The organism is Bartonella pachyuromydis (genome assembly GCF_039543065.1).
In the GTDB taxonomy this organism is placed as follows: Bacteria; Pseudomonadota; Alphaproteobacteria; order Rhizobiales; family Rhizobiaceae; genus Bartonella; species Bartonella pachyuromydis.
In genome coordinates this window covers 141,971-159,131 of sequence record NZ_BAABJA010000004.1, presented here as the reverse complement: position 1 = coordinate 159,131, position 17,161 = coordinate 141,971, and the positions used below count along the sequence as shown (strand labels likewise).

The following is a 17,161-nucleotide window of genomic DNA, read 5'->3' as shown; positions in this document are numbered from 1 at the left end:
ATCTTCTCTTTCATAATTTTTAAAAGAAAAAATAATAAACAAAGTTAAAATATTTCCTTTTTATATTTAATAAAAAATATTATAGAATATATTTAAAAACAATCACTGTAAAATATACATTACAAATTTTACATATAACACCCCTACCTATGTTACATTCAAATCACGACTTTTCACCTACTATTCTATCAAATACGCACCCACCTACCCACTACGACAATGGTACTATAGTACGTTCTAATTTTACCTAATAACAAAAATCTTAAACTATTTTATTTAAAAATTGCTCTACCTTCACTTATTTCTATATTATCTTCTGCCTTTATTGCAAAACGGTCTTTATTAGGAAAAGTAATAAAACATCCTTTCATACAAATTGTAACCGTTTGCTGAGAATTCAACGAAATATTGAAAGGAACACTCCCTTCAACGATGATGAGAGATTGTATTATAAAATCAGTATTTTTCACCGTTGCTGCAAAAGCTGTCACAGACAAAATATCCAATAATGTAACCGCTATAAAAATATGAATATATTTTAGCATTCTAGGATTCCTTCCTCAACAAAACGCTTATATAATACAAAGCGAAGAGCATTTGTAACCTTAGAAGGTGAAGTAATGTTAGGAACATAAATAGCCAAATTAAATGAAAATTTCTTATTATCAAATGCAGTAAAACTCACCTGTGGTGCAGGATTTTTTAGAACTCCTTCTGTTGCAGAAGCAATCTCTAACAAAATTTCCATAACACGCTCTGGAGCAATATTGGAAGAAACAGTAACGGGAATATCAATTCGCCCCATTTTGCTCCGCCTAGTCCAATTACTGACATTGTTATTGATCAGGCTTGAATTAGGGATAATAATTGTCTTACGCTGCAATGTTTCAAGCTCCGTTGCACGCACACTGATACGTTTAACGATACCACCCACTGAACCAGATTCTACATAATCTCCAATTTTAAATGGTCTTCCAATCAGAATAATAAGCCCAGATACAAAATTCTGCACAATATTTTGCAATCCGAACCCTATACCAAGCGAAAGTCCACCAGCAATAAGCGCAAAATTTTTGAGATCCAAACCTGCCATTGACATTCCTATCAAAGCAGATACGACAATACCACCATAACCGATGACCGTTTTAATAGAATTACGTACCCCAGAATCAAAGTCCCCATGCTCTAATACGGTTTCATCTAACCAATGGATAATTCGTCGGATGAGAAACCAACAAATAGAGAAAGCAACAATTCCAGTGACAATAGAAATTAAAGAAATGGAAAGATTTCCAATTTGAAAGCCCGTCATTAACTGCCACAACACTGCTTTTAAATCAGAATACGAAAAGCCAAATTGTACGGCAATTGGCATTGTGCAAAATACAATCACAATCAAATTGAAGAGAATGCTCAGAAGCCCTCCTAATTGATTCATTGTTTTTTCGTCTAAATGTAGCCATTGCATCAAAGTATGACCAAGGCTTGTATTCATAAATTGGCCTTTAATGCCAAGTGCTTGAGCACTTTGTATTCCCAAATACATGAGAACTAAAAATGTCCCACCAATCATAATTTGCTGCATGATAAAACGTGCTAGACCAACATAACCTAAACAATTCATCACAATCAGTAATATTCCCAATACAATGAGAGGAATACGTATATAAAGTGGACAAAAACGCAGTTCTTTTTGCCCTTGAGAAATCTTACGTCTAAAACCTAAAGGTATAAACGAGATAATAAACAGCAATATCGCAAAAAGAAAAACAGCAATAAAACTTTTTGCAATCGTCAAAGAGAGAGAGGCCGAAATAACTTGATAAATACTATCAAAAACAGCATCAAATGCCAAAACTCCACCTAAAAAAGTAATCAAAATCACCAATTGATACGCTGCCGAGGGTATAATATTGAGAAGATGTAGACGGGTTATATTGGATGCTAAAAGAACAACCGCTAAACGATTAATCAAAAAAACAAATACAATTTGATAACCTACCATATCGAATACTGTTGTGAGTTTTCCTAGATTCAAACCAAAACTACGAAACAAAAATAAGATAAGATAAACGCACACAACACATATGAGTGAAGGAAGGAGAACCGAAACAAACGCAACCAATAAGCGTTGTAAATACGATATTTCTTCATTGCTCTTCATCAAATGACAGCGTACATGGACCAGAATTTTGCGAGAAAAATAAGAAAGTCCTAAAGCAATAAAAAGTGGAACAAAAAAAGAAAAAAACAGTTGTAATGACTTGAAATAAAATACAAAGTTCCACCAAGAACTCAACAATAAAAGAAAATCAGTGGAAGCCTCTTTTGTTTTTTGTACAAGATCTTTGCCCATCGGCATTGAAAATTCAAACCTATGTGTAAGTGTGCGTTTAAAAAGTTCTCGGGATTGAGAAAGAGCAAGTTCAGCTATTCTATTTGTAGCCAAAAAGATTGATTCAAATCGAAGTACTATACTACTAATTTCAGCTTTTTTCTCTATCAACTGAGAGCGTGCATCCGTTGTTTTTTTCAAGTCATCATGGAGCTCTGTGAATTGATCAAGAAGTGCATTAATATTATTAAGAGGAGTGCGCAAAACAAATGCTGCTTCTAGGGCACGTTTACTGATATCTTGTGCACGTAACCACAGTTCCACCAAAGCTCGCTCATCTTCTGATTTATTTTCAAAGTCTTGTTCTAAAGTTTTTGTATTTTGTTCAAGATTCTTTATAATCTGCTGTTGTTGTTGAATAATTTTATCAATTGAATAAGAAGTAATCCCTTGTCCGATAATCGCATTTTGCGGCTCAAGATTCCCCCATACACAACAATTGGATACAACGATAAAGCAAAAAATAAAGAAAACAGCGTGTAGTTTTTTTCTAAAAAATGAATACATATTTGCCTTAAATGTATTAAACGGGAATCTAGCCACTCTAAAAATATGGCATAGAATAAATATTTTCAACTTTTATAGAATAAGCTTATAAAAGCTTTTCCTTATCCCATAATACTGGTAATAAGGGAAAGGATGACAATAGACTTGTGAAACGGGATAAGATTAAGGAGATACTCTAGCATGCTTTTTTTGCACCTTTATTGCAAAAAAGAAAATTTTCTTCCTTTTACAACCTGGCTTCTTTTGGCAGGCTTTGGTGTGTTGTTGACGAGTAACTTAGAAATGCTAGCTTATTTAAGCGAACAACCACAAGTAAATAATATAGTTGAAGCGAATACACTTGATCTACAAAATGAATATAATCATTCAAATGTTAATGAAAACAAAAAGTTTGCAACACTCCATACAGATTCCGTTCTGCCCATCAATATTGTTCAAGATATCCAAGCATTGAATCTCTTTTTAAGAACGAGCATAATTATCTGCATACAATTTGAGCGTCTTCAAACGCAATATTTTACGAATAAGCGTGCTCCCCCTTTTACTTGAATTATAAAGCGATCTTCTTATATCGTTTTTGCCTTTAATTTTAATAACTATTAGATTGCCTATTAGCGGAATATATCATGCGTACACCTAGTTGGTTGATTACTCTTTATTGTTTGATTCTTTTAAGCAGCATTTACGTTGCCTTGCCCAATTTATTTTCGCAAGAACAGGTTAAAAATTCACAATTCTTAACTGACACCCGTGTAACACTTGGACTTGACCTTCAAGGAGGTTCTTCCCTGCTCCTCGAGGTTGACAGCAAAACGCTAAAGCGCGATCAATTACGTATAGTTTTAGGTAATGTGCGTAACACTTTTCGTGAAAACCAAATCCGTACCTCAAGTATTCGTATCATTGAAGATAGTGTTGTGGCCCTTATTGCTGATCCATTACAAACTGAGAAAGCACTTTCTGCTTTGCAGGCATTGATCACTCCCATACATAGCAGCTTTGGCACAACAGCCAATGACATCACGATAAGTGCGCAAAATGAAACTATCCGTGTTATGTTGACTGAAGCTGGTATAAAAGATCGTATCAACAATGCGATTGAACAAAGTTTAGAAATCATCCGTCGTCGTATAGATCAAGTTGGTGTTACAGAACCCGCCATCCAAAAGGTTGGAATGGATCGTATTATGGTCCAATTACCTGGCTTACAAGATCCAAAGCAACTACGTGATCTTTTAGGCACAACTGCTAAGATGAGTTTTCACCTTGTCCCTTCTCATGTAGATATAGATAATCCACCCCTAGGCGTTTCAATCCTTCCTGGCTATAACGATGAGACACAACGCTATGCCATTTATGATCAAATCGCTTTAGATGGAAATGTCCTTAAAGATGCCCGTGCAGGTTTTGATCCACAAATACCAGGACGTTCTATTATTTCCTTCACCATGAATTCTGCTGGAGCAAAAATATTTGCAGATATCACACGACAAAATATTAACCGTCCTTTTGCAATCGTTCTTGATAACAAAGTTTTGACAGCACCCACCATCAATAGTGTCATTCCCAACGGACAGGGACAAATTACAGGAAACTTTGCCCCTAAAGAAGCGTCGACTCTGGCTGCTCTCCTGCGTGCTGGTTCCCTACCTGCACCACTCACCGTGATTGAAGAGAGAACTGTAGGTCCAAATCTTGGTGCTGATGCCATCCAAATGGGGCTTTACACCGGCATAATCGGCTTTATTTTTGTCACGGTTTTTATTTTCTTTCTTTACAGAGTTTGGGGTATCATTACAAATATAGCACTAGCACTCCACACTATTCTAACATTTGCTGCACTAAGTCTTCTCGGTGCAACACTCACATTACCGGGTATTGCTGGTATTATTTTAGGTATTGGTATTGCTGTTGATGCTAATATTCTGATCAACGAGCGTATCCGTGAAGAAAGCCGAAAAGGTGTCAGCGCCTTTGCCGCCTTGGATCGTGGATTCAAACATGCTTTTGCAACCATTGTAGATGCCAATGTTACGGCAATTATTGCAACTATTTTACTATTTTGGTTTGGCACTGGCCCTGTTCGCGGTTTTGCTGTCACAATGCTACTTGGTATTATCATCTCCATGTTTACAAATATCACCATTGTACGCATTATGATGATTTGGGTAATTCGTAAATGGAAAATTAAGACGCTGCATCTTCGCTCTATTTTCAACATTATCCCACAAAATACATCTTTCCGCTTCATGAAAGCACGCTTCATTGGTATTGGTGTTTCAATCATTTTATCGCTTGCTTCAATTTTTCTGTTTTTTAAGCCTGGCTTAAATTTTGGAATTGATTTTATTGGTGGGAGCCAAATGAGCATTACCACCAAAGCACCAGCGAACCTAGCCACCTTACGCTCAAAACTTTCTACCCTTAATGTTGGCGAAATTACCATGCAAAATATTGATAATGCAAACAGTGTGCTTATTCGTATGCAAAAACAAAGTGGTGGCGAAACACAACAAACTGCGGCCATTGATAAAGTTAAAACAGCAGTACAAACCATCTATCCAGATGCTACATTCGACCAAATAGAGGTTGTTGGTCCTAAAATTTCAGGTGAACTTGCTACAGCTGGCTTTACTGCTGTTATTCTCGCAGCAATTGCCATGACTTTCTATATATGGTTGCGCTTTGAATGGTTCTTTGCAGTTGGTGCAATTGTAACACTTATTTTGGATACCACCAAAATGATTGGTTTTTTCGCTTTATTTCAATTTGATTTCAACTTAACAGCCATTGCTGCTCTTTTAACAATTGTTGGTTATTCCATAAATGATAAAGTTGTAGTGTATGATCGAATGCGAGAAAATATGCGCCTTTATAAAAATATGCCATTGCGTGAACTCATTGATCTCTCAATTAACCAAGTTCTCATACGTTGCCTCTTTACATCAGCGACCACCCTTCTCGCTATGTTGCCTATGGCAATATGGGGTGGAAGTGCTGTTCATAATTTTGCTCTTCCTATGGTTTTTGGAATTATGATTGCAACCTCATCTTCCATCTTTATCGCTGCTCCTATCTTACTCCTACTAGGGGATTGGTGGCGTGGACGGAATAATCGTACAAACACTAAACTCAACTGAAAGTACTATCGAATTCATTCATTTTTTGATAAAAAGTCGTAAATAACTCCATGCTTCATGATACACCATTAATTACAACTATTGTTGCAGGCTTATGTTTAGCATTTCTTCTAGGAATGATTGCAAGCCGTTTACGTATCTCACCACTGGTAGGATACCTGTTAGCCGGTGTTATTGTAGGACCCAATACGGGTGGTTTTAGAATAGATTCCGTTATTATCAACCAACTCGCTGAAATTGGTGTCATTTTGCTCATGTTTGGTGTTGGACTCCATTTTTCATTAAAAGACCTTTTATCTGTAAGAGCGATTGTTATCCCTGCTGCCATTGCACAAATGGCATTTTCTACTCTTTTAGGATTGTGTCTTGGTCTGATCATGGGTTGGGGATTGAGCAGCAGTTTAGTATTCGGTTTAGCTTTATCAATAGCAAGTACTGTTATTATGCTGCGTGCTTTGCAAGAACGTCATCTCATTGAAACAGAAAAAGGACGTATTGCTGTTGGATGGTTAATTATTGAAGATTTGGCGATGGTCCTTATACTTGTCCTCATACCATCATTAGCAAACATCTTCAGCAGTACAAAAAAGGAATCCTTTGATCCTCTTGTTCAATGGTTAGATTTAAGTATTTGGGGAATTTTTGGTCTTACCATTCTGAAAGTTATTCTCTTTATTGCACTTATGCTTATTATTGGGCGACGTATTATCCCGTGGTTACTAAAAATGAGTGCACAATCAGGATCACGTGAATTATTTCGTCTTAGTGTTTTTGCTATTGCACTAGGAGTAGCTTTCGGTGCTGCCCATTTATTTGGTGTTTCTCTCTCTCTTGGTGCCTTTTTTGCAGGTATGGTTATGAGTGAATCAGAATTAAGCCATCGTGCTGCAGAAGAATCCTTACCACTACGAGACGCATTTTCTGTTCTCTTTTTTGTTTCTGTAGGTATGCTATTTGATCCCGGAAAACTATTGACTCATTTTTTCCCTCTCCTTGCAACATTGTTCATTATTATAATAGGAAAATCTGCTGTTTCCTTCTTCATTGTTAAAGCTTTTCGCTATTCTAATGCAACTGCTTTGACTATCTCTGCAAGTCTTGCCCAAATCGGAGAATTTTCTTTTATTCTTGCAGGTTTAAGCTTGAGTTTGGGACTTTTAAACAATGATGCCCATGATTTAATTCTTGGAGGAGCAATTCTTTCTATTTTGCTCAATCCTCTTGTTTTCATTGCCTGTAACAAAATAAAAAAACGTTTAGAAAATTTTTCTACTAATGCGCAAGACGCACAAACAGTTATCGATATTGATTTGCAAGATCCAGACCAAGAACTATTACCCATAACCTTAAAAATCAACCATGTTGTAATTATTGGTTATGGTCGTATTGGTCGATGCATTGCTTTATCTTTAATAGACAAAGGTGAACCTGTAGTGATAGTAGAAGAATCAAAACGCCTCGCTGATCAAGCAATGGCAGATGGATTCGAGGTAATTTGCGGCAATGTCATTCAACAAGAAATAATGAATGCAGCAAATATAAGCGATGCATACAAAATTGTTATTACAATGCGAAGTACTATTGAGGTAGGAGAATGTATAGTGAATATACGCGATATGAAGAAAGATATTCAAATCATCACGCATGCACTCTCTGATGTAGACACAACTTATCTCGTTGATTTAGGAGCAGATATCGTAGTAACTGATGATGAAGAGATTGCCAATGGCATAATTGAGCATATAACGGGCAAGAGATCTATCGAAAATATGCGCAATCATAAAGCACATTTACAGAAAATATAAATGGGTAAAGAAGCGTGAAAATAAAGCAATTTATATGGCCATTTATTGGTATTTTAGCGATGTTGGTATCAATCCGCATTCTTTATATAAAACTTTCTGCCATTTCTTTTAGTGATGTGTTGGAACGCTTGAGCAATTTAAGTGCACAACACTGGATTTTAGCCTGTTCATGTTCTCTCTTAGCTTATGCTGCTCTTGCTGGATATGATCGCATTGCCTTGCAGCATCTCGGCCATAAAATTTCTTGGTTTTTTATTGCCATATGTTCGTTTACTACCTATGCTCTTTCACACAATATTGGTGCTTCAGTTTTTTCTGGTGCAGTCGTGCGCTATCGCGCATATAAAATGAAAGGATTAAACGGCACAGAAATTGCAATACTCGTAGGTTTTTGCTCTTTTACCTTTGTGATAGGCACAATTTTACTTTTTGGGATTGTTTTGATTTTACAACCCGAAATTATTACACTCATTCATGACGGGCTTCCTAAATGGCTTGGAACGACAGTTGGTACAATTCTGCTCGGCTGTATAGCACTTTATACTTTTGGTAGTTGGCTTCAGTTAAAACCCTTACGCTTGAGTAAAAAGATTCAACTTTCCTACCCACAGTTAAAAATTGTCGTCCAACAGCTTCTCATTAGTCCTTTAGAGATTTTAGGAGCAGCAGGAATTATATATGCAGTTCTCCCACACAACGCAGATATCCATTTTATTTCTGTGCTTGGTGTTTTTCTCACATCCTTCACCATAACCCTCCTCTCCAATGCTCCAGCTGGAGGGGTTGGTGTTTTGGAAGCTTTATTCATAACGGGAATGCCCAATGTAAATCCAACAGATGTCATTGCGGCACTTATTGTCTTTAGAATACTCTATTTGATTATACCATTTATCATTTCGTTATTTGTAGTAGCAATTTTTGAAACTCAACAATACTGGAAACGTTCTAGCAAAATACCGCCTGAATAAATAAAAAACAATGCTTCTCTTTTTTTCTTGCGTAAATAAAACTACAATGCATTGCTTCAAAATGATTATGTATTATTTTTCAGCTTTAATGAGTATTCCTCATATTGCAAGTTTTTTTTATTTCAAACCCTCTTGTATTAAAAAAGTCAAAACTATTCTCTTGCACATCACAAGCGTAATTGGCGAGTGAGCAAAAACAAATAAAGATAAGAGCTAAAAATACCTCCAATCGTGCTCTAAAATACCGAGAACTGAAGCGATTGAGGCTAAGAAAGAGTATGGTGACGCCTGCTTTCTTCTTCATAAGTTTAAAGATACAATGGCTTCATCTTCATAAGACACATGGACATAATAGTGAAATAAGCTTGAAAGCATTGAAAGCTCTCTCTTTAACATAATAACTACAGCAAATTTGCCTCTATATGGAAAATAACCTCATTAATGACTGCCATTTATCTTTTTATATTAAGCCCTGAAGCTTCTCTCTTGCTCCATTCATTTCATGATACAAAATATACAAATACTTTAATTTCTTTCATAAAAGCATTTATCAAATCATCAAATGGATTTCTTTAGAGAAAAATATTCTATAAGCCTCTATCGGCTGTTCATGTCGAATATTGTCATTTCCATTTTCCATGTAACAGACACTATAACAATTTTCATAAAAGAATTTTTATAAATAACTGGACAAAAATCAAAACACAGATTTCACAGAATTTTTAGCTTTTAAAATGGAGAAATAACGCACCTGTAATCACTATTTTTTATCAATAATTCAGCATCATTTTTATTTTTTAGCAGATTATCACTCTCCCCTTTAGCAAGAAAACTTTTCTGCTCTAACAGAGAAACGCATGAAAATTTAATTTGTGCTTATCCATACTTTATACACTCAAAAAACTGTTTAAAAACTAACAACAATATAATAATCTATCAATCTTTCTATTCTTTGCATCATTGATAAAGTAAGAAAATTTTCTTATCCCTTTTCTATCAAAACAAATGCTCTTTTTTAACTATACGAGCGGAGAAATAAGAATTTTAGATACATTGCGGCGATCCATTTCGATAACTTTAAAGCGCAAACCATCAGCTTCAAAACTTTCTCCTTCATTTGGCAAATGACCAAATTGCCAAAGCATAAAGCCAGCCAGAGTAGTATAACGATCTGCCTCATCAACAAGATTACGCCCAAGATAACCACTTAGACGGCGGATATCGGCATATCCTTCCACAAGAAGGCTGCCATTTTCAAGTTTTTCTGCAATCATGGGTTCTTCATCATCATCAGGAAAATCACCTGCAATAGCTTCAAGAATATCGGTTGGTGTTGCAATCCCTTCAAAAGATCCATGCTCATCGACAATAATTGCAAGCTGAATCGAAGAATGACGCAACTGCTCCATCAATCGTAAAACGCTCGTATTTTCATGAACGACGAGAGGTTCTCGCATAGCCTTTTTCCAATTGATCTTTTTACCCTCAGCTAAATTTAACAGTAGATCTTTTGTCAAAGCAACACCTACAAATTCGTCCACTTTTTCACGTGCAAGAATTAAACGACTATGTTTAACTTGTTGTAATTCTTCACGCATTTCATTCTCATCACTATTTAAATCCAACCATTCAATTTCATTGCGTGGAGACATAATAGAACGAACAGGACGGTCGGCCAAATCGAGAACCCCGCGAATCATTTCTTTTTCTTCAGGTCGAAACAATTCAGAAGCTGCCGCCTGTTCAGCAATGACATCTACAGTCTCTCCAAGATGACCGTCTTTATTTCCCCCTCCTAAGAGTCTCAACACAGCATCTGCAGTTCGCCCACGTAGATCATTTGTCGTAATCATCTTTTCACGATTACGGCGTCCAATTTGATTAAAAGCTTCAATAAGAACGGAAAAACCAATAGCAGCATACAAATATCCTTTCGGAATATGAAAACCAAAACCTTCAACAATGAGAGTAAAACCAATCATCATCAAAAAGCCAAGACAAAGGATTACAATAGTGGAATGGCGATTAATAAAACGCATAAGAGCGCCAGATCCATACATCATCACTCCCATAGCAAGAATAACTGCTATATACATAACTGTAGCTTGTTCTTTTGCAATCATACCTGTTGCAGTAATAATGCTATCTAAGGAAAAAACCGCATCCAGCACCACGATTTGCACAATAACCTGCCAAAAAACCGCATAAGCAACCCCTGTTTTTCTTTCGTGTGGTACCCCTTCTAACCTTTCATGTAATTCTAGTGTTCCCTTGGCCAGCAAAAAAGCTCCTCCACTGATTAAAATAAGGCTATGCCAACTAAAAACAAAAGATGAGAGTGAAAGAATTATTGTATCAAGATTCATCACCCATCCAATAGCCGTAAGCAGAAAAATCCGCATAACCAATGCTAAAGTAAGACCGATCAAGCGCGCACGATCACGCAAATGGAGTGGCAATTTTTCAGCTAAAATTGCAATAAAAACAAGGTTATCTATTCCTAAAACAATTTCAAGAAAAACCAGCGTGACCAAACCAAACCACGCATGGGGATCAGTGATCCATTCCATTATAGTTGATCCTTTAAAAACATCTTTAAAAGCTTAAAAGCGCGCGATTGACAAAATAAATTCATGAATCTTCATTTGCACAATTGATCAAAAACATTGAACACAAAGAGACTGTGTTCAATGCAAACAATCGCAAAATATTCCCTAAATATACATGGTTATTGATAAATTTTATAAAACAGAACAACGGCCTACACTGCTTACAACTATAAGAAGGCTCCTCTGAATTTTTCTCGGGCATTACGCTCGGCGATCCTCCAACTACAGTCCCGTATAATAATCAGAACATTTATTTACAGAGTTTCTTATAATGGGTCTATTTTTATCTAAGATCAAGAGGTGTAGTACGATATTTTTGACTGTATAGCCGATTTAACTATAGATTTGATTATTTTCATATAAAAAACAACAAAACTATCTAGACATCCTTCCTTAGGAGCGTTATAGAACCGCACAATGCTCATTTTTTGAGAAGCTATGGGTGATTAGCTCAGTCGGTAGAGCAGCTGACTCTTAATCAGCGGGTCGTGGGTTCGATCCCCTCATCACCCACCATCGCGTTTTATATCACAAATAAGTTATTGATTTATCATATCTTTTTAAGAGTGAGGGAATGAGATTTTTTAATATGCCTCTATGAGAGCATCCGTTTATCATTTTTCATATTTCTTTAGGTTTTGAATAGTGCTAAATTTTTTTGAAAAAACTATTTAAAAATCTAACAAACACTCCCATAACTTTGCGACTAAATAATCGACAAGAATTTATGAATTCTTATAATAAACATTTGTCTTTAGCCTTTTAAAAGAATCTTCCTCTTTTAATCAAACCATGCAGAAAAAATTTTTATAAGCTATACAAAAGAAAAATATTACACATACACTGTATTTCTCTCATTAAAGATCTCCTTATAGAATCAGTGCGAATCTCGCATAAGCTTTTATTAAGCGGTTCACATATCTGAATGGAGTTCTTATTCGCAACTTTTAAAAAGTCCTTTATATTTCTCGCTTACCTCGTGTAAAAGCAAAAATTGCCCCCATTTACGACAACAAATAAGATAATCATGAAAAGCATTTAAACTCTCTGCTATCGGATTTTTATTTAAGTAAGATGACAATTCTACATTCTATTTAACTAAAAATGGAAACACCTCTCTGCTATAAGATCTAAAATAATCCATGACAGTCCTTATCATATGGTTCAGGATTTACCATAACCCACAAACAATTTCTTCATGACTGTTTAAGACTGCTTGAAAGTAATTGCCATAATAATATCAAGTCTTTTTATCAAATATTTATCAGTCATCTCAACTACCGTCTAAAACGCTGGGTGAAAATACCCAGCACGTTGTTTTAGAGTGACGTTATATCTCTTTGTTATTTCCATATTTTTTGTCTTTATCCACATAAAGTCACAAAAAATGTTTTTCTCCTTTACTCCTTATTTATATCATGCTTCGATAAGCAGTATTACTTTTTTCATGTGATTTTGAATTTTAAAAGAATTAAAGGGAACCTTCAAAAAATGAATGATAAACAAAATTTAGAAGATGATCCGCATAAAAGATTGCAACGTGGACTAGATAATCGTCACGTACAACTTATAGCCCTCGGTGGTGCTATTGGAACAGGTCTGTTCATGGGATCAGGAAAAACAATCAGTGTAGCAGGCCCTTCCATTATACTTGTTTACGCTATTATTGGCTGTGCACTATACTTCGTCATGCGCGCTATGGGAGAATTATTACTTTCTAATCCACAATATCGGTCTCTGGTTGATTTTTCAACCGATATGCTAGGACCAGGAGTTGCCTTTTTTGTTGGCTGGAACTATTGGCTAAGCTGGGTTGTGACTGGAGCTGCAGATATTATTGCTATCATTAACTATATGCATTTCTGGTGGCCAACACTCAATCCATGGATTGTTGTTTTTTCTTGCATTGGCTTCTTTTTAATCCTTAACCTCCTTGCCGTAAAATTTTTCGGTGAACTTGAATTCTGGTTTGGTCTTATCAAAGTCGTAGCAATTTTAGCATTAATCGTTGTTGGATTTTATATGATCGCTACTGGCTTTACCACTCCAAATGGTACTGTTGCTTCTCTTAGTCACGTGTGGAATGGTGGAGATATATTTCCTCGAGGGATTACAGGTTTTTTTGCTGGATTTCAAATTGCCATTTTTTCTTTTGTTGGTATAGAAATTGCTGGAACAACTGCAGCTGAAGTGAAAGAACCTAAAAAAGTTCTCCCTAAAGCAATTAATGCAATACCGGTTCGTATTGTACTCTTTTATATCTTTTCTCTCGCTGTGATTATGTCAGTCACACCTTGGGATCAAATTGTCCCAGAAAACAGTCCTTTTGTTTCAATGTTTTGGCTTGCTGGCATTCCGATAGCTGCTGGTTTAGTGAACTTTGTTGTTCTCACTTCGGCTGCCTCTTCAGCAAATAGTGGTATTTTTTCTACCAGCCGCATGATATATGGGCTAGCAACACAAAAAGGTGCACCTCCGATTTTGGGTAAGCTTTCCAAATTCCATGTTCCGGCCAATGCCCTCTTCTTTTCTTGCTTATGTATTTTATTAGGGTATACAATTGCATCATCATCTCCAAGCATCATAAGCGCTTTTACAATTGTGACCTGCATTTCAGCGATTGCATTTTTATTCGTATGGTCTGTCATTTTGATTAGCTATATTGTCTATCGTCGCAATCATCCTCATCTCCATGAAGAGTCCGTCTATAAAATGCCTGGAGGTGTTATCGTATGCGGAATTGTTTTAGTGTTTTTTGCTTTCATGCTCTATTTGTTGACATTAGAACCTGATACCCTAACAGCTTTAAAATACAGTACATTCTGGTTTATTTTCCTAGGCATAATGTATTTTTTATTTATACGGAAAAAAAACAGCTCCAAAAAACAAATAAATTGATACCTAAAAAAGCATATATTAAAAAAGGGTAACCTTAGTTACCCTTTTTGTACGTAAAGTATAAAGCTATTGAGCGAACGTTTCACATCGAACTTCAATTACGCTCTTTATCAACCAAAGCATTAGACTTTATCCAAGGCATCATAGAGCGGAGTTTTTTACCCACTTCTTCAATAGGGTGGCTATCATTTAAACGCCGCATAGTTTTAAAGTGAGCAGCACCAGCTTTATATTCTTGAATCCAATTTGACGTAAATTTACCCGTCTGAATATCTTTCAAAATACGCTTCATTTCTGCTCTTGTTTCATCTGTAATCACGCGTGGACCAGACATATATTCGCCCCACTCCGCTGTATTGGAAATTGAATAATTCATATTTGCAATTCCACCTTCATACATAAGATCAACAATCAATTTAACCTCATGTAAACACTCAAAATAAGCCATTTCTGGCGCATAACCTGCCTCTGTTAGTGTTTCATAACCTGCTCGAATAAGCTCAACAAGACCACCACAAAGAACAGCTTGTTCACCAAAAAGATCAGTTTCGCATTCTTCTTTAAATGTTGTTTCAATCACCCCAGCACGTCCGCCACCAAGACCACATGCATAAGACAATGCTACATCATGGGCCTGTCCTGACGCATCCTGTGCAACTGCAATTAAGCAAGGAACACCGCAACCACATTGATATTCATTTCGGACTGTATGTCCTGGACCTTTAGGAGCAATCATCACTACATCAACTGTTTTTTTAGGTTCAATGAGGCCAAAATGAATACTCAAGCCGTGTGCAAAAGCAATAACAGCACCATCACGTAAATGATCATGAATATGTTCTTTATAAATATCAGCTTGCAATTCATCTGGTGTTGCCATCATAATAACATCAGCCCATTTTGCAGCCTCAGCAACACTCACAACTTCAAAGCCATCTACTGTAGCTTTTTTGACTGTCGCCGACCCTACACGCAAAGCAATTTGCACATTTTGAACACCAGAATCTTTTAAGTTTAAAGCATGTGCACGCCCTTGTGAACCATAACCAACAATGGCTACTTTTTTTCTTTTTATCAAATCAACATTTGCATCACGATCATAATAAACACGCATAAAAACACTTCCTTCTCTCTACATTTAAAATAAATTTCAGATTATTTTTATTAAATAAAAAGTAAAAAATGACCTTCAGTGCTTCACACACTATAAATAACAAAAACACTGCTTATAATAACAAAACAATGAGGCAATCTTTTTAAATTTATACATTGCATACAAAAAAACATGCCCCCCAAACCTTCCAAAAACATATCTGGATCCCCAATAGGCTTCAAATGCTGCTCTACAAAAACGATACATGTACAAAAATGCTTCTGAAAAGAAAGATACATTTACTAAAATTCTCTTCTTCTGCATAACAAGGCATTGTATCCTTAAATTAAAGACACAATACACAGTTTTTAACATGAACCAAATAAAAATGAATAGCAAGAAAAATTATAAATAAGGACTATCATTCTTATATTTATACTTTACCATGACTATACTATATCAATTTTTTCTCTCTCATAATTAATAACACTATTTGTACAGATTTTAATTTTACTATCCTCATTATAAGTAACATCGCGTATTTTTGCTGAATAAGTTTGCAATTGAGGAATCTTAGCAAAACATTCATACAAATCAATACCGTATCATTTTACCCAAAATTGCTTTTTTAAAAGATTCCTGAATAACCACTGTTTGACAAACACACATGGTTACCCTCATCACGGCACAGCTAGCATAAATCTAAAATTTTTTCTTCCTAAAAACATTCTCAAAAACGAATAGAAATCTTATATTTCTCATAAAATCTACTGTTGAGTTCCTGCTCCTTTAAAAGAGGTTGCAAAGCTACAAAGCTTTGTTATCTTTCTCTCTAAACGAATATAGTAAAACATTTCCCACTGTTTGCAATGAAGCCTAGCGTTTTTGTTATTATCATGATACATGCAACGATATTATTTCACGAAACCTATGCAAAATTATTTTTTTAACAAACGAAGAGAATTGTATAAAAAAGCGCCATTTCTCATTGTATAGAGAAAAATTACCCCAATAACCGAATAAACCGTTGAACAGTGTCATGCATCCCATACTCTAACGCATCAGCAATAAGCCCATGACCAATAGAAACCTCATCAAGCCAAGGGATATGATGAACAAGAGCAGGCAAATTTGTCATTGTTAGATCATGCCCTGCATTAACACCCAATTGCAATTCTTTAGCTTTTTTTGCTGCTAAAACAAGTTTATTGAGCTCTTGATCTTGTTTTGGCTTATCGTTAAATGCTCCCCCATAAGGTCCAGTGTAAAATTCCACACGATCAGCACCAATCTCTTTAGCAATATCAAGACCATTGGCAATAGGGTTAGCAAACAATGATACCCGAATTTTTCTTGCTTTCAAACGTTGAATAATAGGTGCTAAAAATTCTGCATGATGCGCAAAATCCCAACCATGATCAGAAGTTGACTGAGCTGGATCATCAGGAACGAGAGTAATCTGATTAGCATATTTTTCTGCTTTATCCAAAAACGCATTGCTTGGATAACCTTCAATATTAAATTCGGCACTAGGAAACATGCTGCGAATTACATCATGTATATCTGGTAAATCAGCAAAACGAATATGTCTTTCATCAGGACGTGGATGGACTGTCAAACCCGCTGCACCAGCTGTAAGAGCTATATGCCCAATATTGCTGATATTTGGCCAAGGAAGATTACGCCGATTGCGCAAAACAGCAATAGCATTAAGATTGACAGAAAGTTTTATTGCCATGCACACTC

General features: G+C 35.9%; 10 protein-coding genes and 1 tRNA gene. 6 read left to right on the top strand and 5 right to left on the bottom strand.

Annotated features, from left to right (window positions below):
• Positions 1-272: 272 nt before the first annotated feature.
• Complete coding sequence (locus tag ABD917_RS04560) at positions 273-545, bottom strand: hypothetical protein (protein ID WP_345118923.1); 273 nt, start codon at positions 543-545, stop codon at positions 273-275.
• A complete protein-coding gene (locus tag ABD917_RS04555; protein WP_345118921.1) occupies positions 539-2,902 on the bottom strand; it encodes a mechanosensitive ion channel domain-containing protein in 2,364 nt (787 codons plus the stop codon). Before ABD917_RS04555 ends, ABD917_RS04560 begins: the two co-directional genes overlap by 7 nt.
• Before the next feature lie 180 nt (positions 2,903-3,082).
• Between ABD917_RS04555 and ABD917_RS04550 the strand changes: the two genes are divergently transcribed.
• From ABD917_RS04550 to ABD917_RS04535, 4 genes are all read left to right on the top strand, one after another.
• On the top strand, positions 3,083-3,451 hold the full coding sequence (locus ABD917_RS04550) for a hypothetical protein (RefSeq protein WP_345118920.1): 369 nt from the start codon (positions 3,083-3,085) through the stop codon (positions 3,449-3,451).
• Between the two features lie 77 nt (positions 3,452-3,528).
• Positions 3,529-6,042, top strand: coding sequence for a protein translocase subunit SecD (gene secD / locus ABD917_RS04545; protein ID WP_345118919.1), 2,514 nt, complete (start codon positions 3,529-3,531; stop codon positions 6,040-6,042).
• Positions 6,043-6,092: 50 nt separating this feature from the next.
• Positions 6,093-7,847: a cation:proton antiporter domain-containing protein gene (locus tag ABD917_RS04540; RefSeq protein WP_345118918.1), complete on the top strand. Its 1,755-nt coding sequence runs from the start codon at positions 6,093-6,095 to the stop codon at positions 7,845-7,847.
• A gap of 14 nt (positions 7,848-7,861) precedes the next feature.
• On the top strand, positions 7,862-8,815 hold the full coding sequence (locus ABD917_RS04535) for a lysylphosphatidylglycerol synthase transmembrane domain-containing protein (RefSeq protein WP_345118917.1): 954 nt from the start codon (positions 7,862-7,864) through the stop codon (positions 8,813-8,815).
• Positions 8,816-9,834: 1,019 nt separating this feature from the next.
• Here the strand turns inward: ABD917_RS04535 and ABD917_RS04530 are convergent.
• Positions 9,835-11,385 carry a TerC family protein gene (locus ABD917_RS04530; RefSeq protein WP_345118916.1) on the bottom strand — a complete coding sequence of 517 codons (1,551 nt, stop codon included), beginning with the start codon at positions 11,383-11,385 and terminating at the stop codon, positions 9,835-9,837.
• Positions 11,386-11,864: 479 nt separating this feature from the next.
• On the opposite strand from ABD917_RS04530, the gene ABD917_RS04525 reads away from it, so the two are divergent.
• Together ABD917_RS04525 and ABD917_RS04520 are read left to right on the top strand one after the other, a co-directional pair.
• Positions 11,865-11,940: transfer RNA gene (locus ABD917_RS04525), tRNA-Lys, on the top strand.
• A 975-nt stretch (positions 11,941-12,915) separates the two neighbouring features.
• A complete protein-coding gene (locus ABD917_RS04520) occupies positions 12,916-14,322 on the top strand; it encodes an amino acid permease (protein ID WP_345118915.1) in 1,407 nt (468 codons plus the stop codon).
• Between the two features lie 94 nt (positions 14,323-14,416).
• Here the strand turns inward: ABD917_RS04520 and ilvC are convergent, their stop codons facing one another.
• Together ilvC and ABD917_RS04510 are read right to left on the bottom strand one after the other, a co-directional pair.
• On the bottom strand, positions 14,417-15,436 hold the full coding sequence (ilvC, locus tag ABD917_RS04515; RefSeq protein ID WP_345118914.1) for a ketol-acid reductoisomerase: 1,020 nt from the start codon (positions 15,434-15,436) through the stop codon (positions 14,417-14,419).
• 982 nt (positions 15,437-16,418) lie between these two features.
• On the bottom strand, positions 16,419-17,153 hold the full coding sequence (locus tag ABD917_RS04510) for a pyridoxine 5'-phosphate synthase (RefSeq protein ID WP_345118913.1): 735 nt from the start codon (positions 17,151-17,153) through the stop codon (positions 16,419-16,421).
• Positions 17,154-17,161: the final 8 nt, after the last annotated feature.